Below are 23631 nucleotides of genomic sequence, written 5' to 3' on the forward strand. Positions count from 1 at the left end.
CTAATTCTTGAGATGGGCCAGCACGGCCTCGATCACATCGGCGGCCACCACATCCTGCGGCACATCGCGCGACAGCACGGTCACATGTGCATCGGCATAGATGGGATAGCGTTCGGCGATCAATTTTTCGAGCGTCTGGCGCGGATTGGCCGTCTTGAGCAGGGGCCGATTGGAGCGCCGCGATACCCGCTCGAACAGGATATCGGCCTCCGCCTTGAGCCACACCGAGATGGCCTCGGCATTGACCAAGGCCCGCGTTTCCTCGCTGACAAAAGCGCCGCCACCCGTCGCCAGGACAATGTCCGGATCCTTGAGCACCCGGGCAATAACCCTGGTTTCCCCGGCGCGGAATTCGGGCTCGCCGCGCTGCTCGAAGATTTCGGGAATGCTCATCTGCGCGGCTTTTTCGATCTCTTCGTCGCTATCGAGAAACAGCCGATTGAGCTTGGCCGCCAGCCGCCGTCCCACAGTCGTCTTGCCCGCCCCCATCATGCCGACAAGCACGATCGGCCTGCCGGCCAGCAAGGCGGCAAGTTCCTCGGCGCGGGCCTGCCGCTTTGCCGGATCGGGTCGGCTCAATTGGGGCTCCAAGTCTTGTTTGCGCGCTATCAAGCCGTCTCGACCCTGCCTGTCAAGAACATGCGGGCGCTTCCCGCATTTCGAGGAGGCAAAATTGCCAAACTGGACTATGCCTACCAGATGGAAACCATTTGCAGGCAATTTTACGCAAAGAGTTCAACCGCCGGATCGCCATGCCCACGCTCATCCGCCTGATCATCATTCTGCTGTTTCTCGCCGGCCTGGTCTATGGCGGCATGATTGCACTGGTGACCTATGTGCAGCCCAATCCCAAGGAAACCACGATCCGCATTCCCCAGCGCGACCTGCTTGGCGGCGGCGAGCCCACCCTGCCCGGCCAGGCACCAACGCCCACCGATGCGGCGCCCACGCCGTGACCGGGGATCATCTTATCGGCTCATTCCTTGAAATGATGTCAGCTGAACGCGGCGCCGCCAAAAACACCATTGACGCCTATCGCCGCGACCTCACCGACTATGCCGGCTTCGTCAAAGCCCAAAAGCAAACCCTGCTCACTGCGCCCCGCGAAACCGTCACCGCCTATCTCGATGACCTGCGCAGCCAAGGCCTATCGGCCTCCTCCAGCGCCCGCCGCCTCTCCGCCATCCGCCAGTTCCACCGTTTCCTCTGCGCCGACAATCTGCGCGGGGACGATCCGACCCGCATTGTTTCGAGCCCCAAAAGCCGCCGCGCTTTGCCCAAAGTGCTGTCCATCGCCGAGGTGGACAAGCTGCTGACCACGGCCGAAGCCGAAGCCAATGCTGCGGGCTCCCCACAAAAGCAGGCCGCCGCCCTGCGGCTCTACCTGCTGCTCGAACTGCTCTACGCCACCGGCATGCGCGTGTCCGAACTGGTCAGCCTCAAGCGCTCCGCCGTCATGCGCGACGCCAGTTTCATCACCATTATCGGCAAGGGCAACAAGGAGCGCGTCGTGCCGGTCAATGACCGCGCCCGCGACGCCATCCGCGTCTATCTCAAGACGCTGGAACCCGGTGCCTATCTTTTCCCCGCCACCGGCGCCGAGGGTTATCTTTCCCGCCAGGTCTTCGCTCGCGATCTCAAGGGGCTCGCCGGCCGCGCCGGTATCAGTTCGGCTCGCGTCGCACCGCATGTGCTGCGCCACGCCTTTGCCAGTCACCTTCTGGGTGGCGGCGCCGACCTAAGGGTGGTGCAGATGCTGCTCGGCCATGCCGATATCTCGACCACCCAGATTTATACCCATGTGCTCGACGAAAAGCTGCGCAGCCTTGTGGAGCAGCACCATCCCTTGAGCGATTCCGCGAAATAGGTGGCTGTGCGTTGCTCGAAATGTTAGCCAGATGTGCACCGATTATGCGCATTCGCGTTGTAGTCTTGACTCGGAGGTGATCGGTCGCCACTTTCCGGCCACTTTGGGGCGCAAGAGCAACCCCTTACTTCTATGGTCGCAGCAAAACGACCCCAAACGGGCGGTGGGATGCAGTCTTATCTCGATTTCGAAAAGCCGGTAGCCGATCTTGAAGGCAAGATCGCCGAACTCAAGTCGCTCGCGGCGACCGACCAGGCTGTGTCCATCGATGAGGAAGTCAACCGCCTGTCGAGCCGCGCCGACGAGGCGTTGGTCGAGATCTATAAAAAGCTGACGCCCTGGCAGAAAACCCAGGTTGCCCGCCACCCTCAGCGCCCACACTTTTCCGATTACATCACCGGCCTGATCACCGAGTGGAGCCCGCTTTCGGGTGACCGCAAATTCGGCGAAGACGCTGCCGTGCAGGCCGGTTTCGGGCGCTTCAACGGTCAGCCCGTCGCCATTCTCGGCCAGGAAAAGGGCAATTCCACCGAAAGCCGCCTCAAGCACAATTTCGGCATGGCCCGCCCCGAAGGCTATCGCAAGGCCGTCCGCATCATGGACATGGCCGACCGTTTCAATATCCCGGTCATCTCCTTCGTTGATACCGCCGGCGCCTATCCCGGCATCGGCGCCGAAGAGCGCGGTCAGGCCGAGGCCATTGCCCGCTCCACCGAAAAATCGCTCGAACTGGGCGTTCCCAACCTCGCCATCATCATCGGCGAAGGCGGCTCGGGCGGTGCTATCGCCATTGCCACCACCAATCGCGTGCTCATGCTCGAACACGCCATCTACTCGGTGATTTCCCCCGAAGGCGGCGCTTCCATCCTGTGGAAAGACGCGGCCAAGGCCCAGGACGCCGCCACCACCATGAAGATCACCTCGGCCGATCTTCTGGCCTTCGGCGTGGTTGATGGCATCATTCCCGAACCCACCGGCGGCGCCCATCGCCATCCCGAGCAGATCATGGCCTCGACCAGCGCGGCCATCGACAAGTTCCTGGCCGATTTTGCCGGCAAGGGACGGCTGGAAACTCGCGAACATCGCCGCGAAAAGTTCCTGGCCATCGGCACGACGCTCTAGGAACGCCATCACATCTTCGCGTGAACGGCCCGCTTCCAGCCAATTTTTCGGCATGGTAAGGAATCGTTCACCGCGAATACTCATGCTGCGGTAACTATGGCCCGCTAAGGGTCACTCCAATTATCGCATCATCTGGCGGCTCCCGGTGTCCACGCTTCTGCGCAATATCTGCTCGCTGATCATCCTGCTGTGGCTGGCTTTCGGCCTTGCCGCCTGCACGACCTTCGTCAAGGGCGGCAATGAAAAGGCCAATCGGCCGCTCTCGAGCGAAACGCTGGCGGGCCTGGCCCGTATCGGGTCCTCACCATCCGAGCCCATGGTCATCCGCGTCTTCAAGCAGGAAGAAGTGCTTGAGGTGTGGAAACGCACCAAATCGGGCCAATATGCGCTCTTCAAGCAATACGCCATCTGCGCCTATTCGGGCGGACTGGGCCCCAAGGTCAAGGAAGGCGACTATCAGAGCCCCGAGGGCTTTTACACCATCACCCCCGGCCTGATGAACCCGAACTCGTCCTATTACCTGGCCTTCAATGTCGGCTTTCCCAACAAGTTCGACCGTGCTCTTGGCCGCACCGGCTCCAACCTGATGGTGCATGGCGATTGCAAATCGGTGGGCTGTTTCGCCATGACCGATGCCGGCATTGCCGAAATCTATGCGCTGGCACGCGAAACCTTCAAGGGCGGCAACCCCAGCTTCCAGATCCAGATCCTGCCCTATCGCATGAGCAGCGCCAAGCTGGCCCAGAACGTGGCCAGCCCGCATCTCGATTTCTGGCGCAATATCAAGGAAGGCTCCGACATTTTCGAGCTGACCAAGACTCCGCCCGTCTGGGATGTCTGCGAAGGGCGCTATATTTTCAACGCCAACAATCGCACTCCGCTCGATGCGCTGGGCCCCTGCCCGCCGGTGAGCCGCAGCCCGCAATTGCTGGCGCTGCAGGCCGCTGATACCACAGCGATTGAAAGCCATCAGACCAGTGCCCAGCGCAAGGCCAGCGAGCAGGCTGCCATCAAGGCCCGCGGCGAGGCCATCAATGGTGCCGTCACCGGACTGTTTGGCGGCTTGGGCAATGTCTTTGGCGGCGGCAAGGATGCCAATATCGTGCCGGTGATGAGCGGAAAAATCGCCCCGATCCCCGCTATTCGCCCTTGATGCGCGGCTAACGGGCGCCGACATCAGCGCGAGCAATTTGGCTGAGCATCATGCTTGGGCCGCATTCCGGCGCAATGACAACGCGCTGGCGCATGATGGAGACCTGGCAGTGCAAGACACCTGGACACTGGGCGGCGTTTCCAAGGAGGAGCCGGCCACGGCTTCTCCTCCCGGGCCCCAAAAACCGCCCCGCCAGCCGGTCACCGGCCGGGTGCTGAGCTTCGTCGTGGGCCTGGTCGGCGTGGCTGCCATTGCTGCCGCCGGCTGGGTCTATACCGAGACCCAGCGCGATATCGCCCGCATCTCCACCGATATAGCGCAAATCCGCCTGAGCCTGGCGCTCTATGGCCAGCAAGGCACAACTGCACCCGCGGCAGCCCCGGCCGGCAATGACGGGGCCCTGCGGGACCTGGCCAATCGCCTGGCCATCCTCGAACAGAACTGGCGCAGCGGCACGGCGCCGGCCGTTCCTGCGGCCCCCGATGCAGCGCCCACGGGCCCGGCAGCCAGCGCCGCCAATGCCGATTGCCTGCCCGATGGCATGCGCATCCTGGTTTCGGCGGGCGACAGCTACCCGATCTGCAACAACACCGCCAAGGTGGATATCGCCGTGGTGGACAATGGCTTCATCACCCTGGCTGGCGGCACCACCATCGCCTCGGGCGCCACCATTCCCCTGCCCGACAGCACCTGCAATATCAGCGTCATGTCCTCCGGCGACGGCGGCACCACCGGCTTCGCCGAAATCCGCGTGAAGTGCTGAGCGGGTTGCGCACAATCCCATTCCGCACAAACAAAAAGCCCGGGCATCGCTGCCCGGGCTTTTATCTATCCAGCCAAATCGGCGCCTAGAACGCGCCGTGGCAATGCTTGAATTTCTTGCCCGAGCCGCATGGGCAGGGCGCATTGCGCGATACGCCAACCAGCAGCTTGGGATCGACCGGCCGCAGCGAGGGATCGCTGCCCACCGCACCCAGCGAATCCGCGATCGTGTCGCCACCATCGGCATCGTTCTCGCCGGTCAGTGGATCGATATGGGTTTCGCGAATGCGGGAAAAGTCAGGCGCCGGCGGCGCCACCGGGCGCGGCTGCAACACAACATGGCTGAGCTGGGTGGTCACCAGCTCACGCATATTGGTCAGCAGCGCCTGGAACAGCTCGTAGGCTTCCTGCTTGTATTCGTTGAGTGGATCGCGTTGTGCGATACCGCGCCAGCCCACGACCTTGGAGAGGTGATCCAGCGTCACCAGATGCTCGCGCCACAACCCGTCGATCGACTGCAGCAGGATGGTTTTTTCCACCTGCCGCATCACGGTTGGGTTGGGCGTGCCGGCTGCTTCAAACGCCTGCAACGTCTGCGCTTCCTTGGCCGCAGCTGCGGCATCGGCCGCCTCGATCAGTCGCTCCGTCACGATTTCCGCATCGATCCCCTCTTCCTCGGCCCATGCCTTCACCGGCACGTCGAGGTTGAGATAGGTCTTGGCAGCCGCTTCCAGCTGCTCGGTATTCCACTGCTCGGGATAGGACCGCGCCGGGATCGCCTTGGCAACGAGCGTTTCGATCAGATCGTGGCGCATTTCCACGACCGTCTCGCTGACATCCTCGGCATCCATCATTTCCAGACGCTGCTCGAAGATCACCTTGCGCTGATCATTCATCACGTCGTCGTATTTGAGGATGTTCTTGCGGATATCGAAGTTGCGCGCTTCGACCTTGCCCTGCGCCCGCTCGATGGCCTTGGTTACCCAGGGATGGGTGATCGATTCGCCCTGTTCCAGGCCCAGCTTGCCCAGCATGGAATCCATCGATTCCACCGGGAAGATGCGCATCAGATCGTCCTGTAGGCTCAGGAAGAAGGCCGAATGGCCCGGATCGCCCTGACGGCCCGAACGACCGCGCAGCTGGTTGTCGATGCGGCGGCTTTCATGCCGTTCGGTACCGATCACCATCAGCCCGCCGGCGGCCAAAGCCTTGGCCTTGTCCTCGGCAATAGTCCTCTTGATGTCGGCGATCTTGGCCTCGCGCGCCTCGCCCTCCAGCCCCGCGGCCTCTTTCTCGATACGCATTTCGAGATTGCCGCCCAGCTGAATGTCAGTACCGCGGCCAGCCATATTGGTCGCGATGGTGATGGCGCCCGGCAGGCCGGCATCGGCAACGATGAAAGCTTCCTGCTCGTGGTGACGCGCGTTCAGCACGTTCATGGAGCCGACATTCTTCTTGCGCAGCAGTTCGGCCAGCATTTCCGACTTCTCGATCGAGGTCGTGCCCACCAGCACGGGCTGGCCGCGCTCCTGGCATTGCTTGATCAGATCGGCAATGGCGTCGAACTTTTCCGCAGCCGTGCGGTAGATGGCGTCCTCGTCATCCTTACGCGCCACCGGCACGTTGGTGGGGATGGTGACCACGTCGAGCTTATAGATATCGGCGAATTCTTCGGCTTCCGTCGAGGCCGTACCGGTCATGCCGGCCAGTTTCTTGTAAAGGCGGAAATAATTCTGGAAGGTAATCGAGGCCAGCGTCTGGTTTTCCGGCTGGATCTTGACGTGTTCCTTGGCTTCAAGCGCCTGATGCAGGCCTTCCGAATAGCGGCGGCCCGGCATCATGCGGCCGGAGAATTCGTCGATGATCACCACTTCGTCGTCTCGGACGATATAGTCCTTGTCCTTGCGGAACATCTTGTGCGCCCGCAGCGCCGAATTGGCGTGGTGCACCAGGGCGACGTTTTCCACGTCATACATAGAGGACGATTTGAGCAGACCATCGGCCGCCAAGCGCTCTTCGAGCTTTTCGATGCCGGCATCGGTGAAGGTCGCCGAGCGCTGCTTCTCGTCGATTTCGAAATCGCCTTCGTCGAGAATTGCCATCAGCTCGTCGATCTTAACGTAAAGATCAGAGCGGTCTTCGGACGGACCCGAAATGATCAGCGGCGTGCGCGCCTCATCGATCAGGATGGAGTCCACTTCGTCGACGATCGCATAGGCATGGCCGCGCTGCACCATCTGGGCGCGCGTATATTTCATGTTGTCGCGCAGGTAATCGAAGCCGAATTCGTTATTGGTGCCGTAGGTAATGTCGGCGGCGTAAGCGGCCTTGCGCTCCGGGTCGGTCAGACCGTGCACGATAATGCCGTAGCTCATGCCCAGGAAATTGTAGATCTGCCCCATCCAGGCAGCGTCGCGGCGGGCCAGGTAGTCGTTGACCGTGACGACATGGACGCCTTCACCGGTCAGCGCATTGAGATAGACGGCCAGCGTTGCCACCAGCGTTTTGCCTTCACCGGTCCGCATCTCGGCGATGGAGCGATCGTTCAGCACCATGCCGCCGATCAGCTGCACATCGAAATGCCGCATGCCCAGCACGCGTTTGGAGGCTTCGCGTACCGCCGCGAAAGCCGGCACGATCAGCTCGTCCAGCTTGGCGCCCTTTTCCAACCGCGACTTGAATTCGGCCGTCATGCCGCGCAGGGCATCGTCGGTCATTTTGGCGAATTCGGGCTCGAGTGCGTTGATCGCATCCACTTTGCCCTGGAACCGCTTGACGTGCCGATCGGACGGAGAACCGAATATCCGCCGGGCGAGCGCAGCAAGTGCCATATGTCAGGTCCTTTTTTTGATCACCGGCGCGGGCGCGCAAGGCCTAGGCGGTCTCGGTCGGGCACCTTACCCGGCTGGCCTCGTCGGCGCGATGACAAAGCCGTTGCGGCTTCACGATCTCGTTTGTCCCCGTGGCAAGTCAGGACGTCATTGTCCATTGCCTTGCCAGGGGCCTTGAAAAGCGCGTGAGATGTAAGAGCGAGCCATTGTCTTGTCAACGCCGCCGAAATGGGCGACACCTCCTGCGCCCGCCGGAAACCCGGCCCAAACCGGCAATTAGGCCTCTCTACTGCCGCCGTCTCCTCACAAGTAGCGGCGCGGCACATTTTGGCCCCGATGCCGTGTGAGGGCAGGCCGACCAGTAACGAGCCCAGGCGCCACCGGATGCGCCGGCCAAGGAGAATGTCCTGATGTCCTTTTCGACCCTGCGCCTTGCCACGACTGCCAGCGTGCTGGCGCTGCTCATGGCGGCCAATGCTGTCGCCCCCGCTTTCGCGCAGGACGCAGCTCCTGCTCCCGCCGCCGAGGCGCCTGCTGCCGAGGCACCTGCGCCTGTATCTCCCGATGCCGTGGTCGCAACAGTTGGTGGGGAAACCATCACCGAAGCCGATCTGAGCTTTGCGGCCGAAGACCTGACCCAGGAACTCAGCCAGATGCCGGCCGACCAGCGCCGTCCGTTCCTGCTGCGTGTGCTGATCGACATGAAGGTCATGGCCAAGGCCGGTCGCGATGCCGGCATGGGCGACACGCCCCTGTTCAAGCAGCGCCTGGCCTATCTTGAAGAACGCGCCCTGCGCCGCGCCTACTTTGCTGATGCCATCGCCAATTCGGTGACGGAAGAAGCCGTGCGCGCCGAATATGACAAGCTCGTCGCCGACTTCAAGCCGGCCGAGGAAATCCGCGCCAGCCACATCCTGGTCGCCACCGAAGAAGAAGCCAAGGCGATCAAGGCCGAGCTCGACGGCGGCGCCGATTTCGCCACCATCGCCAAGGAAAAGTCGATCGATCCGGGCGCAGCCAATGGCGGCGATCTCGGCTTTTTCGGCAAGGGCATGATGGTCGCTCCCTTCGAGGAAGCTGCCTACGCCCTGACCGAAATCGGCCAGGTCTCCGAGCCGGTGCAGTCCCAGTTCGGCTGGCACATCATCAAGCTCGAGGAAAAGCGCGAATCCGCTCCGCCCACCTTCGAGCAGGTCGCCAGCCAGTTGCAGCAGCAATTGCTGATGACCACTTTTGACGGCACCGTTGCCAAGCTGATGGAAGGCGTCACGATCGACATTCCCGACGCGGCCCTCGACGCCGCCGTCAAGGCACAGTCCGAGCCGGCCGCCGCCGCGGGTGAAGGCGAAGCGGCTCCCGCCGCACAGTAAGCATCCTATGGTCCGGGGGTTAACAGCCCCCGGACCAGTTGCCGGGCCGCCTGCCGCATCTCCTCTGGATCCGCTATCAGCCGCCCGGTCAGCAGCCGATGCCAGGCAAACCCCGCCAGCATGTCGGCAGCCAGCCCCGTATCGATATCGACAGCCAATTCGCCCCGCGCCACGCCCCGCTCGAAAATCTGCCCGGATTGCTGGCGCCGCTCAAGCGCATAGGCCCGCAGCGAAGCGGCGGCCGCCTCATCGCGCTGCGCTTCGGCGACGATAAAGCGGAACACCTGTCCAGCGCCGGTATTGCCCCAATGGGCAAAGACGCCGGTGAAGAAGGCGACCACGTCGCCCTCCACGCTACCGGTATCCATATGTACATTTGCCGGCTTGTGCCGGTGATAGACCTCGAGCAGCAAAGCCGTGCGGCCCGGCCACCATTTATAGATGGTCGGCTTGCCAGCACGCGCCCGCTTGGCCACTGCCTCGATGGAAAAGCCCGCAATGCCTTCCTCTTCGACAATGGCCTCAGCCGCGTCGAGAATGGCTTCCTGGGTATCGGGATTGCGCCGCGCCCCGATGGATCGGCGGCGCTCCTCGCTGTCGTCTGCGCTCGGCTCTGTCATGTCAGCAATATCGGACAGAACGTGTCGAAAGAAAAGATTTGAACGAAACGTGTCGTTCTCATATATAACGAAACGTACCGTTTCAATGGAGCTCGGAAATGAAGCCCTCTCTCGCTGCACGTCTGCGCATGGCCGCAATCATGACCCTGGCCGTCTATCCGGTCGTGACCCTTTATCTCTACATCCTGATGCCGCTCACCACCGGTTGGGAAATCTGGCAGCGAAGCCTCGTGCTGGTGCCCTTCATGGCAACCACCATCGTCCTGCTGATCGTGCCGCTGATTACCCGCTATTTCGGCGCTTTCATCGCCGGCCGCAAACCCGCAGCCGCTCAGGCGGCGTGAGCAATGAAAAATCCCGCCGGTGAAAGCCAGGCGGGATTTTCGTTATTACGGCTCGAGCTCGATGTCCCAGTAGAGATAGTCGAGCCAGCTCTGGTGCAAATGGTTGGGCGGGAAGGCCCGGCCATTATTGTGCAGATCATGCACACTGGGGTGATAGGGCGCCTGATGAGGATACATCTTGATTTCGCTGGGCAGCCGATTGGCCTTGCGCAGATTGCACGGCGCACAGGCGGCCACGACATTGTCCCAGGTGGTCAGCCCGCCCTTGGAGCGCGGAATGACGTGATCGAAGGTCAAGTCATCCTTGGAACCGCAATATTGGCACTGGAAGCGATCGCGCAGGAACACGTTGAAGCGGGTAAACGCGGGATGCCGCGCCGGCTTCACATAATCCTTGAGCGACACCACGCTGGGCAGCTGCATTTCGAAGCTGGGCGAGTGGATGACCGTATCGTAATGGCTGACGATATTGACCCGATCCAGGCACACAGCCTTGATCGCATCCTGCCAAGACCACAATGACAAGGGATAGTAACTGAGCGGCCGGAAGTCGGCGTTCAGAACGAGTGCGGGACAGGCCTCAGGCGACACGTGGATCGTCACTTGAGTCTCCCGGATCGGGAATCGAGTAAGTCCATAGCCCCCTTATACTAGGCCCTTTGTGTCAGGGCTGTGAAGCGGGCATGTGCAGAGGCACGCGTGATTATTTTTCGAGCTGGCTGGCGATGAATGCGCTGGCAAAAGCCAGACCGTCCGGCGCAATGCCATGCCCCGCGCCGGGGCTGACATGATAGGCCACATCATAGCCGGCCAATCGCAAGGCCACATCGGCATCGGCGCTCAATTCAGGATCGACCACCGGGTCCATGTCGCCATGCACGAGGCACACCGCCGGCTTGGCAAACTTTCCCTCGGCAAACCCTTCTGCCGGCAGAAAGGCGCCTGAAAAGGCAATGATCCCCATCAGCGGCTCGGGCAGCGACAGGCCCACATGCAGCGCCATCATCGCGCCCTGGCTGAAGCCGGCGAGGATGGTCCGCTGCGGCGTCACTCCAGTCTGGCGCCACAGATCGTTGAGAAACTCGACCAGCACCGGCCGCGCCTGCACCACACCCATTTGCCGACTGGCCAGCCGATTGCCTTCATAGTCGATGTCGAACCACTGATAGCCCGCCGCGTTGACCCGGCACGCCTCGGGCGCATTGGGCGACACGAACAGCGCATCAGGCAAAATATCCTGCCAATGCGGCGCGAGCCCAATCAGATCGGCGCCATCGCTGCCATAACCATGCAGCAGCACCACGGCATGACTGGGCTGACCGCCCGATTTGGGCGCAAGCATGGGACCGGAGAGTTTTGCGGACATGGCGATTTCCAAAAATGACCGGTGCACCCTGCCCCGCCATCGCGCAAAAATCCAGCCGCAGAGACCTACATCTGCGGCAATGGCTCCACCGCCAGCAGCAGAGACACCAGCTGGCTCTGCTGCCTGGTGTCGGTCTTGCGGAACAAATGCCCCAATTGCGTGCGCACCGTCAGGATCGACACGCCATTGCTGCGCGCGACATCGCCCAGCGCCCGCCCGCTCGCCAAAGCCGCCGCCAGCGCCGCTTCCTTAGGCGTCAAATCGAACATGGCGCGGATCCGATCTTCAAAGCCCGGCGGCAGGCGTTCGGACAGGTCGCGTATTGCGATATGGGCGCCCTGCAGCGCGGGGAGGCCCTGCACGAAGAGATTGCGCGCCGGGATGATCGACAATGCGACGGCATTGCCGGTTTCAGGATGCGTGGCGATCATGTCGGTGCCAATGCTGCCCGCCGGCGCATTGGCGCGCTGCAAGGCCGCCATGAATTCTCGCATCTGCAGGGGATGAACCACACGCAAAGCGCCCAGCCGCCCGCTGATGGCCGAACCCGGCTCGGCCAGCAGAGCCTCGGCAGCGTCATTGGCCCAGATCAGCTTGCCGGTGCCGGACACGGCCACCCAGCCGATGCCGCGCCCGTCCAGCTCTGCCCCCGTCTGCGCCATGGTACGGGCACCGAACCGTACGCGCAGGGTGACCGCATGCGCCAGCGTCGAACTGATTTCATCGATAACCTGCAACTCACGCCGGTCATACTTGCCGCCCTTACCGCCGCGATTGAGCGCCAGATAGCCATTGATGCGATCGCGCGTGCTGATCTTGTGCATCATCGCGCTATGCATCTGCTGTGGCCGCATCCACAGATCAAAGAAAGCGGAGCGCTCGAAATCACCGTGAGCCAACACCTGCTGGTCAACCAGCGCAGTGCCCAGCGCCATTGCCTGCATCGGGCGAGCCAAGGGATTGATATCCACCAGATCGCGATAGCTCTGTTCAAACTCGGGCTCGCAATCGCCATGCAGCATGGATTGCTGCCGCGTTTGATAATCGAAGAAGCCCAGCGCGACATGCTGACTATTGGTGGCGCGGCGCACCACCTCGGCCGCCTTGGCCCACATAGCGTCGTCGAACACCGCGCCATAGAGGTAGTTCGACAGATCCGTCAGATCCTGCGGAGAAGTCTCAGCCATTTTGCAACCACCCGCGTCCATCGACGCTGTGTTTGCCGCACTGCGGTATCATCCATGCGGATGCCATTGTGGCAAGCCGGAAAAAGCCCGGCGAGGGCAATACCGCATCGCCGGGATCAAGTTCAGCTGGCGATGAGGCACAGCTGCATCAGGAAGGTGCTAGAAATGATATTTGAGCGTGCCCTTGAGCACATGGATGCTGGAGGTGACTTCAATCGGGTCCGAACCGCCGCCAATGCCTAGCAGGCCCCCACCAATGCCGCTCGCCTGCGGGATCGTAACGTCAGGCAGTCCGACATAGCTATATTCAGCGCCCACCGAAATGTTCGATGTCAGCATCTTTTCGACGCCAAGGCCAAATGTCGGCCCGAATAGAAGCTGGCTGGTATTGGCCGAGGACGAATACGACCCCGCCGGTAGCGGCATATCCTCGGGGGGAAGGTTGGATGCAACCGTGAAATTCGATGTCGAATTGGACGAAACATTGCCGACCGCCGCGCCCATCTTGGCATAGACCAGCCAGCCATCGAAGGTGACGCCGGCCCGCAGCGCAAAGGTGCTGTACCAATCGATGCCATAGGTCGTGTCACTGCCCTGACCCAGCTCGAAGACCTCGCCATCTTCCCGATCGTCAATGGTGAGCGAACCAAATGCGCTGGTGGTCTTGTCCAGATCACCGAAATTGATATCGCCATCGACGCCCAGCACAAACTGGTTGTGCTGGAAATTGTAGCCCGCGCCGACGCCGCCTAGCAGCCCCTCGATCCGCTCCTGCGAGAACCGGTTGCTGCCCGAGTAGAATACATCGTCACCAGCTTCGACTGGCGGTATGATTGACGATGTCGACTCGGTCTGGGTCCGGTCCATCCCATAGCCGACCAGCACTCCGGCGTAAAAGCCGCTCCAATCGGTAATGTCCTGCGCCTGCGCGCTGCTCGCCAATAGTGAAAGGCTGGCTCCAACCAGCAAAATTGCGCTCCGCATCAAAAATCCCTCATCCTCGCCGAAACAACCGCGGCGCAAGATGAGCAAAGCTGATCTTTCTCCACATCATTCATTTGAATGACTTAATGGGGTCCATTCCCAGTAAGGAAATTTCTGTGGCGCATCCGCCACATGCCTCAAAGCCAAACCCTCAGCTCAACACGCCTTCGCGGTTACGGCGAACCGCATAATAGCGCCAGAACAGCAGTGCCGCTGCCGAACGGTGCGGGGCCCAGTTTCGTGCCAGATTGGCCAGTTCGCTGATTTCGGGCAGCCGATCAAGTCCAAGCCCATCCTGCACCGCCTTTCGCAGCGCCAAGTCCCCGGCCGGGAAGATATCAGGATGCCCGGCGCAGAACATAAGATAGACCTGCGCGGTCCAGGGACCGATCCCCTTATGGGCCGTCAGGTAGCCTACTGCCGCATCCGCCGGCAGGGTCTCGAGATGGTCGAAATCCAGCGTACCGGAGGCCATCGCTTCGGCAATCGCCCGCACCGTTCGATACTTGCCGCCGGAAAAGCCGACGGCACGGATCGCCGCCTCATCGAGCTTCAGAAAACTCTCCGGATCGAGCGCCCCCTCGATCTTTATGTAGCGCGCCCATATGGCGGCGGCGCTCGCCACCGACAGCAATTGCCCGCAGACAATGCGCGAAATCCCGACAAAACCGGCAGCGTCGATGCGCGGGTAAACGTCCCCGGTCACCGCCCTGATGGCGGCCAGTCGCGGATCGATCCCGACCAGCACGTCGAGATGGGCTGCAATGGAATCAACACTATCGATGCGCGGTGACGGAGGCATTTGTCTGCTGTACACAAGCTGCAATGTCTTCGCCATCGTCCAAACCCATCCTGCGTTTTGCCCCCAGCCCCAATGGCCGGCTGCATCTGGGCCATGCCTATTCGGCGCTCTACACCTGGCAGGCGGCAGCGCTACTGGGCGGCACGGCTCTGTTGCGCATGGAGGACACCGACCCCGATCGCTGTAAACCCGAATTTGCCCAGGCCATTATCGATGACCTGCATTGGCTGGGTCTGGATTGGCCCGAGCCGGTCATGGTTCAGTCCGAGCGCTTCCCCGTCTATGCCGAGGCGGCCAATCGCCTGCGCGATGCTGATCTGCTCTATCCCTGCTTTTGCTCGCGCAGCGATATCGCCGCCAAAGCCGAGGGCACCGACCCCGACGGCGCCCCGCTTTATCCCGGCACTTGCCGGCATCTGCACCGGGGCGAACAGATCGAGCGCCTGCAACGCGGCGACCCCGTGCAATTCCGCCTCGACACCGAAAAAGCCCTCGCCCGGACCGGCATGCTGACTTTTACCATTGTCGGCCCATTGGTCAGCGACCGCCCGCAAGTGCGTTACGCCCGCCCCGAGCGTTGGGGCGATGTGGTGCTGCAGCGCAAGGGCACGCCCACCAGCTACCATCTCAGCGTCGTCGTGGACGACGCCGCCCAGGCCATCACCCACGTCACCCGCGGTCGCGACATGGAAGCAGCAACCGACCTGCATGTCCTGCTGCAATTCCTGCTCGGCTTGCCCTCGCCCATCTACAATTTCCACCGGCTGATCCTCGACGCCGAGGGCAAGAAACTCAGCAAATCGAAAGGTTCGCCCAATCTGGCGAGCCTGCGGGACGCTGGCTGGACACAACAGGACGTTCGCCGGGAGTTGGGTTTTTAGGCCGCCTCGTCAGCAAAGAACGGTTTGGTTGACGCCGCCACGGCTTCGGCGAATGGCGTGCCGAAATCCTTGCCCAGAATGGCATCCAAGCGCGGGTCGACCAGTTCCATCGGATTGTTCCAGAGATAGCGCATCTTGACGATCTCGCGCATCATCGGCATTGCCAGCCCCATGGCTTGCAGCACGATCCAGGGCCATTGCGCCGCCTTGAGCGGAACCGGTGCCGCCGCCTGAATAGCCGCCAACATGGCGCCATGCGTTTCAAAGTGCCCGGCAAAGTGGAACGTCTCGAAGGCACCAAGGCTCTGCCGCCGCTCGGCCACCTTGACGAATGCCCGGCCCAGGTCGGGCAGATAGGCCCAGGCATGGCCCACATCCAGATCGGCCATATGATAGACCTTGCCCTTTTTGGCATCCATCAGCATGGCCTGATCGAACCAGTCGCCAGCATTGCCCGGCGCGTAGAAATCCCCAGCCCGGATGATGATAGTCTGGAACTTGCCGGCCTTGGATGCCGCCGCCAGCATCGCCTCCTGCCGCACCCGGATCGCGCCGCGCGGCGTCTGCGGCTGCTGGGCCATATCCGGGCTCATACGCCGGTCGGTCGCTGCGTAATTATAGACATTGCCCGGAAACAGCATGGTCTTGCCGCTATCGCCCATGGCGGCGATCACGCCAGCCAGCTGCGCCTCGGCGCGGCCCTTGTCCCATTTGTCATAGGGCAGGTTGAGCGCATTCACCACGATATCCGCCTCGGCAATCGCCGCCGCGATCTCGGTAACATTGGCCGCATCGCCCTTGACGAAAGTGACGCCCTCGACCGGCGTCCGATTGCTGCGGCCAAAGCCGGTGACGCTATAGCCAGCGTCGCGAAACGCCTTGGCCGCGTGGTGGCCGATATGGCCGTTAATACCCAGAACCGTGATCTTTGCCGTGCTCATCATGCATCTCCTTTGCCGATGGACACAGCATCCTCCATTCACTATCGTCCATAAATTCGCTATTTCCTTCGGATCGCCATTCAAAAATGAATAGAGAACCCGATTGGGCCCTGTGGCGAAGTTTTTCCGCTGTTGTCGCTAATGGCTCGCTTTCGGCTGCAGCGCGCGAACTGGGCATCAGCCAGCCCACGGTCGGTCGTCATATCGAAACCCTCGAATATGATCTGGGCCTGTCGCTGTTCGAGCGCACCCTGAGCGGCCTCAAGCCCAATGTCGCGGCGCTGCGCATCTACGAACCCGTTGCCGCCGCCCAGGCCTCTTTGGCGCAGGCCGCGATCCTCGCCGAAGGCGCTCAGGCCGAATTCGGCGGCACCGTGCGCATCACCGCCAGCACGATGGTGTCCAATTACGTGTTGCCCGATTTGCTGGTCACCATCCGCCAACGCTACCCCGCCATCGCGCTTGAGCTGGTCCCCACCGATTCGGCGGAAAACCTGCTGCTGCGCGAAGCCGATATCGCCATTCGCATGTTCCGGCCCAACCAGCTCGACCTGGTCACCAAAAAGCTCGGCGAAATCCCCATGGTCCCCGTCGCCCATCAGGACTATCTCGATCGGCGCGGCACGCCAAAAACGCCGGCCGATCTCTACGACCACGATCTCATCGGGCTGGACCGCTCCGATCTCATCATCGCTCACGCGCAGAAGGTCGGCTTCCCACTCAAGCGCGAACATTTTCTGCTGCGCTCCGACAGCCAGACCCAGCTGTGGGAATTGCTGCGCGCGGGTCTGGGCGTGGGCTTTGCCCAGGCTGGCCTGGTCGCGCAAACGCCCGGCATGGTGGCCCTGCCAATTGATCTTGCGGTCCCCCCGCTCGAAGTCTGGCTCACCACGCACAGGGAATTGTTCACCAGCCACCGGATTCGTGCCATCTATGATGCGCTGGCCGAGGGGCTTTCGAGCTATATCGGCACTACGGATTCGTAGGGGCGCCAGCCCCTGAACGCTTGCAGGACTTTCATGGAAACCCTTCTCAATATCGCCATCGCGCTCGCTTTGATCTTTGTCGTCATCGTGCTGGGCATGGGTCTGTGGAATATGCTCAAGGGCGGTCCGGGCAATACCAGCCAGAAATTGATGCGCCTGCGCGTCATCGGCCAGGCTGTGGCGCTGGTGCTGCTGCTCGGCGCGCTCTACTTCTTCGGCGGCCGGGGCTAGCTATGGTCAAGCTCAACCGCATCTATACCAAGACCGGCGATGACGGCACGACGGGCCTTGTGCGTGGCCCGCGCCGCCCCAAATTCGATCTGCGCGTCGAGGCCTATGGCACAGTGGACGAGGCCAATGCCTTTGTCGGTCACGCGCGGCTGCAAACCAATTCCATGCCCAAGATCGATATGCTGCTTTCCCGCGTGCAGAACGATCTCTTCGATGTCGGCTCCGATCTGGCGACCCCCGGCGTCGACGATCCCGCGGCCGAGCACCCAACCCTGCGCGTCCGCGCCGTGCAGACGGCATGGCTGGAAAAGCAGATCGACCATTTCAACGCCGATATCAGCCCGCTCAAAAGCTTCGTGCTGCCCGGCGGCACCCCACTGGCTTCGGCGCTCCATATCGCGCGCACCGTTTCGCGCCGTGCCGAGCGCCTGACCGTGCAGTTGGCCGCGGCCGAACCCGATACCAATCCCGAAGCCGTGCGCTACCTCAACCGCCTCTCCGACCTGCTCTTTGTGCTGGCGCGCGTGGCCAATGCCAATGGCGCCAAGGACGTGCTATGGGTGCCCGGCAACCACGGCGACGTGGCGAAAGGCGACTGACCCATGTTCCTGCCGCTGCATGACACCAATCCCTTGAGGCATGTGCGGTTTCCCTATGTGACCTATGGGTTGATGGCCGTAACGATCATCTGCTTCCTGTTTCAGTCCGTCCTACCGCCGGCGGCCTTCGATCAGGCGACCATCGATTTCGGCATGATCCCCATCGTCGTGCGCAATCTTTACCCCCAGCCTGTGCCCTGGCTGCCCGATTGGGCGACGTTGATCACCTACGCGTTCCTCCACGCCGATTGGCTGCATCTGCTCAGCAACATGCTGTTCCTATGGATTTTCGGCGACAATATCGAAGACGCCATGGGCCATGTCCGGTTCCTGGTCTTCTATCTGATCTGCGCCATCTGCGCGGCTCTGGCTCATATGGCGTTCAACCTCGATGCCAATGGCCCACTGATCGGCGCGTCCGGCGCGGTGGCCGGCGTCATGGGCGCCTATATCCTGCTCTTCCCCCATGCCCGAGTCTTCGTTCTGGCGCGCATCATCATCCCCATTCCCCTGCCCGTACCGGCGTTCTGGATGCTGGGCTTTTGGGTCGCCACCCAGTTGTTCTATGTGGTCATCGGCTCGACGGAATCGGTCGCCTGGTGGGCCCATCTGGGCGGCTTTGTCACTGGCATCATCCTGGCGGCGGGCCTCAAACGGCGCGAAGTGGTGTTCTGGGGCGGCCGCTGACCTCGGCGGCAATTTCAACAAATCGCCACAATATTCCAAGCCTTTGTTTACCGCCCAGCCGCTATTCTACACCTTCATTGACCCAGAAGGGACGGTCCATTGGATAGCGATCTGGCCATGCAAATGGTGACTATGCGGAGTGCGGTAACGCAGAATTCCGTGCAGATGGCCGTGCTCAAGAAGACCCACGACCTGGAAGCGACCCTTCTCAATACCCTGCTGCAATCCGCCCCCGCTGCGCCACCGCCTGGCCAGGGCCTCAGGATAGATAAGCAGGCCTAGCCATGAGCAATTCCATCGGCACCAGCCCACCGGCCATGATCAACCGCATCGTTGATCGCGCCGGCACGCCTGCGGTGGCTCAGCTCGCCAAGGTCGCCGAACTCACCGCGCAATTGCGCATCGCTGCCGCCGAAGAACAGGCCAAGGCCGCCTTGCTCAATCCCCAAGCGGACACAAAGGCGCCCGTTATCAATTCGGGCGCCGTGGTGGATCGGCTGATCTAGCTCTTCAACCCCACCAGCGCCTCGACCACAGCCTCGCCATCAGGGGTGTGCCACTCGGCTGGCCCCTGCAACACCGCCAGCTCGCAGCCATTCTCATCCAGCACCAGCGTCACTGGCAGGCCTACCGCCACCGCTTCGCGCTTGAGCCGCTCAAAGGCGGCAAAGCTGCTATCGGCATAGAGCGGCAGGTTCTTGAACTGGTTTTCGTCGAGGAAGCCCTTGGCCTTTTCCAGGCCGCCTTCGCCGATATCGAGATTGATCGGCAGCACCATGAAGGCGTCCGAATTGTATTTGGTGGCGATGGCATCGAGCGCCGGCATTTCTGCCCGGCACGGCACGCACCAGCTGGCCCAGAAATTGACCAGCAGCGCCTTGCCAGAAAAATCGGCAATACTCACGTCCTTGCCCGTGGCGTCCTTGAACGCCATGGTCTTGTAGCCGCGCCCTTCCCCGGTCCCCATCAGCGCTGCCAGCTCGCCCTTGGCAGCACTATCGATGGTTGCGGCGGCCTCGGCCTGCACCGGACATTCCTTGGCGCCGGCAGCATTGCCGAGATAGGTCCACGCCGCTATAGCTACGGCCACTCCCGCCACAGCCAGCGTGATGAACAGCCGCGAGCGGTTTGGTGCTGGTTGGTGGGGTGCGCTATTGTCAGACATGCAATCTCCAGGAAACCAGCGATGAGCAACAAGATGTGGGGCGGCCGGTTCGCCACTGGCCCCGACGCCATCATGGAAGAAATCAACGCTTCGATCGGATTCGATCAGCGCCTCTTCCGCCAGGATATTGCCGGATCAATCGCCCATGCCACAATGCTCGCCGAGACGGGCATTCTGACGCAGGAAGATCGCGACGCCATCGTGGCCGGTCTAAATGAGGTGCTGGCGGAAATCGAGAGCGGTAGCTTCACGTTCTCGCGTGCACTCGAAGACATTCACATGAATGTCGAATCCCGCCTGCGCGAAAAGATCGGCGATGCCGCCGGACGTCTGCACACCGCCCGCTCGCGCAATGACCAGGTGGCGACCGATTTCAAGCTCTATATCCGCGACACCATCGATACGCTGGTGATGCAGGTCCATACCCTGCAGCTCGCACTGGTGACCAAGGCCGAAGACGAAGCCCAGACCATCATGCCCGGCTTTACCCATCTGCAAAGCGCCCAGCCGGTAACCTTTGGCCATCACCTGCTCGCCTATGTCGAAATGCTGGGCCGCGACGCCGGCCGCCTGCTCGACGCGCGCAAGCGTCTGAACGAAAGCCCGCTCGGCTCGGCTGCGCTGGCCGGCACCCCCTACCCCATCAATCGCGAGCGCACCGCCGAACAGTTGGGCTTTGACCGCCCCACCGCCAATTCGCTCGACGCCGTTTCGGACCGCGATTTCATCCTCGAAACCCTGGCCGCCGCCTCGATCTGCGCCATGCATCTTTCCCGCTTTGCGGAGGAAATGGTGATCTGGAGTTCGGCACAATTCGGCTTCGTGCGCCTCTCCGACAAATTCACCACCGGCAGTTCGATCATGCCGCAAAAGCGCAACCCGGATGCTGCCGAACTGGTCCGCGCCAAGATCGGCCGGATTCTGGGCGCGCTCACCTCGCTGATCGTGGTGATGAAGGGCCTGCCGCTGGCCTATTCCAAGGATATGCAGGAAGACAAGGAAGTCGCTTTCGACGCGCTCGACGCGCTTTCCCTGTCGCTGGCCGCCATGACCGGCATGGTGGGCGATATGGTGCCCAATCGCGAACGCATGCGCGTCTCGGCCGCGGCCGGCTTTTCCACCGCCACCGACATTGCCGATTGGCTGGTGCGCGAGCTCAATATCCCCTTCCGCGATGCCCACCACATTACCGGGCAGATCGTGGCCCTGGCCGAGCAGAAGAATTGCGGCCTGGAAGGCCTCACCATCGAGGACTTCAAATTCATCGACCAGCGCATCGATAGCCGCATCCACAAAGTGCTGACGGTCGAAGCCTCCGTCGCGGCCCGCCAGTCCTATGGCGGCACCGCCCCCGCCAATGTGCTGATCCAGGCCGCCCGCTGGAAGACCATTCTCACCGGCGAGGCACACGATCCCAAGCCGCTGCAAAAGAAAAAGCATGGCGGCCATGGCGATGGCGGGGTTGAATAAATCTCGATAAGCCGCGATCTTCCCTTCTCCCCTTGAGGGAGAAGGTGCCCCATAGGGGCGGATGAGGGGTCAGCGATGACTGCTCCTTCAACGCTGACTGAGACAACCCCTCACCCGTCTCGGCTGCGCCGATCCACCTTCTCCCTCAAGGGGAGAGGGAAAGTGGAGATTTGCGCATGCCACCCAAAATCCGACAGATGCGCCTCTCCGAGCGTCATGTCGCCCTTGTGCAACACGCTGCGCTTTCCGACGAAATGCCCCCGCCCCCGGAAGGGATGCGGGCGGCAACATTAGACGATTACAACGCCACCATCCACGACCTGCTAGGCGAGCAACCCCATACCGGCGAAGTCTGGTTCTTCGCCTATGGCTCGCTGATCTGGAAGCCGGCCTGCGACTTCGTCGAAATGCGCACCGGCGTGGTGCGCGGCTGGCATCGCGCCTTTTGCCTGGGCTGGAACAACCGCTTCCGCGGTAGCGACGAAAATCCAGGCCTCATGCTGGCGCTCGATCGCGGCGGTGCCTGCAAGGGCGTGCTCTACCGCCTCCCCGCCGATAGGATCGACGAAAACCTGACCAAGCTGCTCGAGCGCGAAATGGGCTGGCTGCCCTCCGCCTTTCCGCCACGCTGGGTCAATGTGCAAAGCGGCGAGCGCAGTATCCGCGCCATCACCTTCTGCATCGACCGCCATTCGGGCCGCTATGTCTCGGGCCTCACCGTCGATGCGATTGCCGATGTGCTGGCCAAGGCAGTCGGCAATCGCGGCTCCATGGCCGAATATCTCTTCGCCACCGTGCGGCATCTCGAAGATATGGGCATTCACGACCCCCATCTCTGGCAGTTGCAAAACCTCGTCGCAGAGCGGATCGAAGCCGCTTATGCGGTGAATCGATAAGTCTTGCTTTCGTTTTTTCAAGCGGTGCCGTAGAGGTCGTCGCCAGACGGGCAACACCCACCGCGTCCTTGTGGATGCGGGACGACCGGGAACTAAAATGGTCCACCATTTCGAACACCGCGACGGCACCCTTTTTGCCGAGGACGTCAATCTCAACGCGCTGGCCGAAAAGGTCGGCACGCCGTTTTACGTCTATTCATCCGCCACTCTGCGCCGCCATGTGCGCGTGGTGAAAGCCGCGTTCGAGGGCATCCCGACGCTACTGGCCTATGCCATGAAGGCCAATTCCAACCAGGCCGTACTCAAGCTGATGGCCTCCGAAGGCGCCGGCGCCGACGTGGTTTCGCTGGGCGAACTCGAACGCGCTCTGGCTGCTGGCATCAAGCCCGACATGATCGTGTTTTCTGGCGTCGCCAAGACCGTTGCCGAAATGCGCCGCGGCCTCGAAGCCGGCATCAAGTGCTTCAACGTGGAAAGCGAGCCCGAGCTCGAACGCCTATCCATGGTCGCCAGCGACATGGGCAAGACCGCCCGCGTTTCCGTCCGCATCAATCCCGATGTGGATGCCCGCACCCATGCCAAGATTTCCACCGGCAAGGCCGAGAACAAGTTCGGCATTCCCTATGCTCGCGCGCTCGAAGTCTATCGCCGCATTGCCGAGCTGCCCAATGTGGTCGCGGTTGGCGTCGATATGCATATCGGCAGCCAGATCACGGATCTTGAACCCTTCGGCAATGCCTTTGGCCTGATGGCCGAGCTGGTCAAGGCGCTGCGCGCCGATGGTCATGACATAAAGCATGTCGATGTCGGCGGTGGCCTCGGCATCCCCTATAGCCACGAAGAAGCCGCCCCGCCTTTGCCCAATGCCTATGCCGCCGTCGTGCGCGACAAGGTCGGCCAATTGGGCGTGACCCTCGTCATCGAGCCGGGGCGCCTGCTGGTCGGCAATGCCGGCATTCTCGTCACCAAGGTCGAATATGTGAAGGAAGGCGGCACCAATTTCGTTATCGTCGACGCGGCAATGAACGATCTGATCCGCCCCACGCTGTACGAAGCCCATCATGATATCGAGCCGGTCAACCACTCCAATCTCGCCCCGATCACCGCTGATATCGTCGGCCCGGTCTGCGAGACGGGCGATTACCTCGCCAAGGCGCGCACCATGCCGGGCGTCAAGGAAGGCGACCTACTCGCCGTCATGAGCGCCGGCGCCTATGGCGCGGTCATGGCCTCGACCTATAATTCGCGCGCCCTGATCCCCGAAGTGCTGGTCGATGGCGACAGGTTCCACGTCATCCGCCCGCGCAAATCGCTCGACGAGCTGATCGCGCTGGACAGCGTCCCCGATTGGCTGTGAGCGCCTGCTG

The 23631-nt window shown here is 61.9% G+C and carries 27 protein-coding genes; 17 read left to right on the forward strand and 10 right to left on the reverse strand.

What is annotated here, in order from left to right:
• On the reverse strand, positions 1-579 hold the full coding sequence (locus ACI3KW_RS17785) for a shikimate kinase (protein WP_404849205.1): 579 nt from the start codon (positions 577-579) through the stop codon (positions 1-3).
• A 173-nt stretch (positions 580-752) separates the two neighbouring features.
• Between ACI3KW_RS17785 and ACI3KW_RS17790 the strand changes: the two genes are divergently transcribed.
• From ACI3KW_RS17790 to ACI3KW_RS17810, 5 genes are all read left to right on the forward strand, one after another.
• Positions 753-956 (forward strand): histidine kinase, encoded by a 204-nt coding sequence (locus ACI3KW_RS17790; RefSeq protein WP_113119854.1) that lies wholly within the window; start codon positions 753-755, stop codon positions 954-956.
• On the forward strand, positions 953-1867 hold the full coding sequence (gene xerD, locus ACI3KW_RS17795) for a site-specific tyrosine recombinase XerD (protein ID WP_404849206.1): 915 nt from the start codon (positions 953-955) through the stop codon (positions 1865-1867). The genes ACI3KW_RS17790 and xerD overlap by 4 nt, the downstream gene beginning before the upstream one ends.
• 168 nt (positions 1868-2035) lie before the next feature.
• Entirely contained in the window at positions 2036-2989 is a 954-nt protein-coding gene (locus ACI3KW_RS17800) for an acetyl-CoA carboxylase carboxyltransferase subunit alpha (RefSeq protein ID WP_113119856.1), read from the forward strand.
• A gap of 145 nt (positions 2990-3134) precedes the next feature.
• Positions 3135-4142 (forward strand): murein L,D-transpeptidase family protein, encoded by a 1008-nt coding sequence (locus tag ACI3KW_RS17805; RefSeq protein ID WP_404849207.1) that lies wholly within the window; start codon positions 3135-3137, stop codon positions 4140-4142.
• 109 nt (positions 4143-4251) lie between these two features.
• Positions 4252-4905 carry a hypothetical protein gene (locus ACI3KW_RS17810; RefSeq protein WP_404849208.1) on the forward strand — a complete coding sequence of 218 codons (654 nt, stop codon included), beginning with the start codon at positions 4252-4254 and terminating at the stop codon, positions 4903-4905.
• Between the two features lie 85 nt (positions 4906-4990).
• Here ACI3KW_RS17810 and secA read toward each other — a convergent pair whose 3' ends face one another.
• Entirely contained in the window at positions 4991-7735 is a 2745-nt protein-coding gene (gene secA / locus ACI3KW_RS17815; protein WP_404849209.1) for a preprotein translocase subunit SecA, read from the reverse strand.
• Between the two features lie 410 nt (positions 7736-8145).
• On the opposite strand from secA, the gene ACI3KW_RS17820 reads away from it, so the two are divergent.
• Positions 8146-9105, forward strand: coding sequence for a peptidylprolyl isomerase (locus tag ACI3KW_RS17820; RefSeq protein ID WP_262171333.1), 960 nt, complete (start codon positions 8146-8148; stop codon positions 9103-9105).
• Positions 9106-9110: 5 nt separating this feature from the next.
• On the opposite strand, the gene ACI3KW_RS17825 is transcribed toward ACI3KW_RS17820, so the two are convergent.
• Positions 9111-9725: a TetR/AcrR family transcriptional regulator gene (locus ACI3KW_RS17825; protein WP_404849210.1), complete on the reverse strand. Its 615-nt coding sequence runs from the start codon at positions 9723-9725 to the stop codon at positions 9111-9113.
• Positions 9726-9823: 98 nt separating this feature from the next.
• Between ACI3KW_RS17825 and ACI3KW_RS17830 the strand changes: the two genes are divergently transcribed.
• Positions 9824-10069 (forward strand): hypothetical protein, encoded by a 246-nt coding sequence (locus ACI3KW_RS17830; RefSeq protein WP_404849211.1) that lies wholly within the window; start codon positions 9824-9826, stop codon positions 10067-10069.
• Positions 10070-10114: 45 nt separating this feature from the next.
• Here the strand turns inward: ACI3KW_RS17830 and ACI3KW_RS17835 are convergent, their stop codons facing one another.
• The 5 genes from ACI3KW_RS17835 to ACI3KW_RS17855 all read right to left on the reverse strand — a co-directional run bounded on the left by ACI3KW_RS17835 (position 10115) and on the right by ACI3KW_RS17855 (position 14408).
• Positions 10115-10672, reverse strand: a complete 558-nt coding sequence (locus tag ACI3KW_RS17835; protein ID WP_113119861.1) for an HNH endonuclease — start codon at positions 10670-10672, stop codon at positions 10115-10117.
• Positions 10673-10772: 100 nt separating this feature from the next.
• A complete protein-coding gene (locus tag ACI3KW_RS17840) occupies positions 10773-11435 on the reverse strand; it encodes an alpha/beta hydrolase (protein WP_404849212.1) in 663 nt (220 codons plus the stop codon).
• 65 nt (positions 11436-11500) lie between these two features.
• Complete coding sequence (locus tag ACI3KW_RS17845; RefSeq protein WP_404849213.1) at positions 11501-12622, reverse strand: helix-turn-helix transcriptional regulator; 1122 nt, start codon at positions 12620-12622, stop codon at positions 11501-11503.
• Positions 12623-12781: 159 nt separating this feature from the next.
• Positions 12782-13606 carry an outer membrane protein gene (locus ACI3KW_RS17850; RefSeq protein WP_404849214.1) on the reverse strand — a complete coding sequence of 275 codons (825 nt, stop codon included), beginning with the start codon at positions 13604-13606 and terminating at the stop codon, positions 12782-12784.
• 151 nt (positions 13607-13757) lie between these two features.
• A complete protein-coding gene (locus tag ACI3KW_RS17855; RefSeq protein ID WP_404849215.1) occupies positions 13758-14408 on the reverse strand; it encodes a DNA-3-methyladenine glycosylase family protein in 651 nt (216 codons plus the stop codon).
• A 23-nt stretch (positions 14409-14431) separates the two neighbouring features.
• Here ACI3KW_RS17855 and gluQRS point away from each other — a divergent pair, with 23 nt between their 5' ends.
• Complete coding sequence (gene gluQRS / locus ACI3KW_RS17860) at positions 14432-15289, forward strand: tRNA glutamyl-Q(34) synthetase GluQRS (protein ID WP_404849216.1); 858 nt, start codon at positions 14432-14434, stop codon at positions 15287-15289.
• Here the strand turns inward: gluQRS and ACI3KW_RS17865 are convergent.
• On the reverse strand, positions 15286-16230 hold the full coding sequence (locus ACI3KW_RS17865; protein WP_404849217.1) for an NAD-dependent epimerase/dehydratase family protein: 945 nt from the start codon (positions 16228-16230) through the stop codon (positions 15286-15288). The genes gluQRS and ACI3KW_RS17865 overlap by 4 nt on opposite strands.
• Before the next feature lie 86 nt (positions 16231-16316).
• Between ACI3KW_RS17865 and ACI3KW_RS17870 the strand changes: the two genes are divergently transcribed.
• The 6 genes from ACI3KW_RS17870 (at position 16317) to ACI3KW_RS17895 (ending at position 19239) form a co-directional block, all read left to right on the forward strand.
• Positions 16317-17216 (forward strand): LysR family transcriptional regulator, encoded by a 900-nt coding sequence (locus ACI3KW_RS17870; RefSeq protein WP_404849218.1) that lies wholly within the window; start codon positions 16317-16319, stop codon positions 17214-17216.
• Positions 17217-17249: 33 nt separating this feature from the next.
• Entirely contained in the window at positions 17250-17447 is a 198-nt protein-coding gene (locus tag ACI3KW_RS17875) for a twin transmembrane helix small protein (protein ID WP_113119869.1), read from the forward strand.
• Positions 17448-17449: 2 nt separating this feature from the next.
• The gene (locus ACI3KW_RS17880; RefSeq protein WP_404849219.1) at positions 17450-18046 is read left to right on the forward strand and encodes a cob(I)yrinic acid a,c-diamide adenosyltransferase; all 597 of its coding nucleotides are present in this window, start codon (positions 17450-17452) and stop codon (positions 18044-18046) included.
• A 3-nt stretch (positions 18047-18049) separates the two neighbouring features.
• Complete coding sequence (locus tag ACI3KW_RS17885) at positions 18050-18733, forward strand: rhomboid family intramembrane serine protease (RefSeq protein ID WP_404849220.1); 684 nt, start codon at positions 18050-18052, stop codon at positions 18731-18733.
• Between the two features lie 99 nt (positions 18734-18832).
• The gene (locus ACI3KW_RS17890; RefSeq protein ID WP_404849221.1) at positions 18833-19015 is read left to right on the forward strand and encodes a putative motility protein; all 183 of its coding nucleotides are present in this window, start codon (positions 18833-18835) and stop codon (positions 19013-19015) included.
• 2 nt (positions 19016-19017) lie between these two features.
• A complete protein-coding gene (locus ACI3KW_RS17895; protein ID WP_113119873.1) occupies positions 19018-19239 on the forward strand; it encodes a hypothetical protein in 222 nt (73 codons plus the stop codon).
• Here the strand turns inward: ACI3KW_RS17895 and ACI3KW_RS17900 are convergent.
• Positions 19236-19898, reverse strand: a complete 663-nt coding sequence (locus ACI3KW_RS17900) for a TlpA disulfide reductase family protein (RefSeq protein WP_404849222.1) — start codon at positions 19896-19898, stop codon at positions 19236-19238. The two genes, ACI3KW_RS17895 and ACI3KW_RS17900, sit on opposite strands and share 4 nt — an antisense overlap.
• Positions 19899-19919: 21 nt before the next feature.
• Between ACI3KW_RS17900 and argH the strand changes: the two genes are divergently transcribed.
• The 3 genes from argH to lysA all read left to right on the forward strand — a co-directional run bounded on the left by argH (position 19920) and on the right by lysA (position 23621).
• Positions 19920-21368 carry an argininosuccinate lyase gene (gene argH / locus ACI3KW_RS17905; protein WP_404849223.1) on the forward strand — a complete coding sequence of 483 codons (1449 nt, stop codon included), beginning with the start codon at positions 19920-19922 and terminating at the stop codon, positions 21366-21368.
• A 176-nt stretch (positions 21369-21544) separates the two neighbouring features.
• Positions 21545-22264, forward strand: coding sequence for a gamma-glutamylcyclotransferase (locus ACI3KW_RS17910; RefSeq protein ID WP_404849224.1), 720 nt, complete (start codon positions 21545-21547; stop codon positions 22262-22264).
• Positions 22265-22361: 97 nt separating this feature from the next.
• The gene (lysA, locus tag ACI3KW_RS17915) at positions 22362-23621 is read left to right on the forward strand and encodes a diaminopimelate decarboxylase (protein WP_404849225.1); all 1260 of its coding nucleotides are present in this window, start codon (positions 22362-22364) and stop codon (positions 23619-23621) included.
• Positions 23622-23631: the final 10 nt, after the last annotated feature.

The sequence above is a fragment of the Devosia sp. ZW T5_3 genome (genome assembly GCF_044987315.1).
Classification (GTDB): domain Bacteria; phylum Pseudomonadota; class Alphaproteobacteria; order Rhizobiales; family Devosiaceae; genus Devosia.

Bases quoted from the DNA above. Each gene is read 5' to 3' on its own strand.
- ACI3KW_RS17855 (WP_404849215.1), bottom strand. From the start codon at position 14,408: ATGCCTCCGTCACCGCGCATCGATAGTGTTGATTCCATTGCAGCCCAT.
- ACI3KW_RS17825 (WP_404849210.1), bottom strand. From the start codon at position 9,725: ATGACAGAGCCGAGCGCAGACGACAGCGAGGAGCGCCGCCGATCCATC.
- ACI3KW_RS17880 (WP_404849219.1), top strand. From the start codon at position 17,450: ATGGTCAAGCTCAACCGCATCTATACCAAGACCGGCGATGACGGCACG.
- ACI3KW_RS17840 (WP_404849212.1), bottom strand. From the start codon at position 11,435: ATGTCCGCAAAACTCTCCGGTCCCATGCTTGCGCCCAAATCGGGCGGT.
- ACI3KW_RS17895 (WP_113119873.1), top strand. From the start codon at position 19,018: ATGAGCAATTCCATCGGCACCAGCCCACCGGCCATGATCAACCGCATC.
- ACI3KW_RS17865 (WP_404849217.1), bottom strand. From the start codon at position 16,230: ATGAGCACGGCAAAGATCACGGTTCTGGGTATTAACGGCCATATCGGC.
- gluQRS (WP_404849216.1), top strand. From the start codon at position 14,432: ATGTCTTCGCCATCGTCCAAACCCATCCTGCGTTTTGCCCCCAGCCCC.
- ACI3KW_RS17885 (WP_404849220.1), top strand. From the start codon at position 18,050: ATGTTCCTGCCGCTGCATGACACCAATCCCTTGAGGCATGTGCGGTTT.
- ACI3KW_RS17910 (WP_404849224.1), top strand. From the start codon at position 21,545: ATGCCACCCAAAATCCGACAGATGCGCCTCTCCGAGCGTCATGTCGCC.
- ACI3KW_RS17790 (WP_113119854.1), top strand. From the start codon at position 753: ATGCCCACGCTCATCCGCCTGATCATCATTCTGCTGTTTCTCGCCGGC.
- lysA (WP_404849225.1), top strand. From the start codon at position 22,362: ATGGTCCACCATTTCGAACACCGCGACGGCACCCTTTTTGCCGAGGAC.
- ACI3KW_RS17830 (WP_404849211.1), top strand. From the start codon at position 9,824: ATGAAGCCCTCTCTCGCTGCACGTCTGCGCATGGCCGCAATCATGACC.
- ACI3KW_RS17845 (WP_404849213.1), bottom strand. From the start codon at position 12,622: ATGGCTGAGACTTCTCCGCAGGATCTGACGGATCTGTCGAACTACCTC.
- ACI3KW_RS17900 (WP_404849222.1), bottom strand. From the start codon at position 19,898: ATGTCTGACAATAGCGCACCCCACCAACCAGCACCAAACCGCTCGCGG.
- ACI3KW_RS17820 (WP_262171333.1), top strand. From the start codon at position 8,146: ATGTCCTTTTCGACCCTGCGCCTTGCCACGACTGCCAGCGTGCTGGCG.
- ACI3KW_RS17850 (WP_404849214.1), bottom strand. From the start codon at position 13,606: ATGCGGAGCGCAATTTTGCTGGTTGGAGCCAGCCTTTCACTATTGGCG.
- ACI3KW_RS17875 (WP_113119869.1), top strand. From the start codon at position 17,250: ATGGAAACCCTTCTCAATATCGCCATCGCGCTCGCTTTGATCTTTGTC.
- ACI3KW_RS17870 (WP_404849218.1), top strand. From the start codon at position 16,317: ATGAATAGAGAACCCGATTGGGCCCTGTGGCGAAGTTTTTCCGCTGTT.
- secA (WP_404849209.1), bottom strand. From the start codon at position 7,735: ATGGCACTTGCTGCGCTCGCCCGGCGGATATTCGGTTCTCCGTCCGAT.
- ACI3KW_RS17800 (WP_113119856.1), top strand. From the start codon at position 2,036: ATGCAGTCTTATCTCGATTTCGAAAAGCCGGTAGCCGATCTTGAAGGC.
- argH (WP_404849223.1), top strand. From the start codon at position 19,920: ATGAGCAACAAGATGTGGGGCGGCCGGTTCGCCACTGGCCCCGACGCC.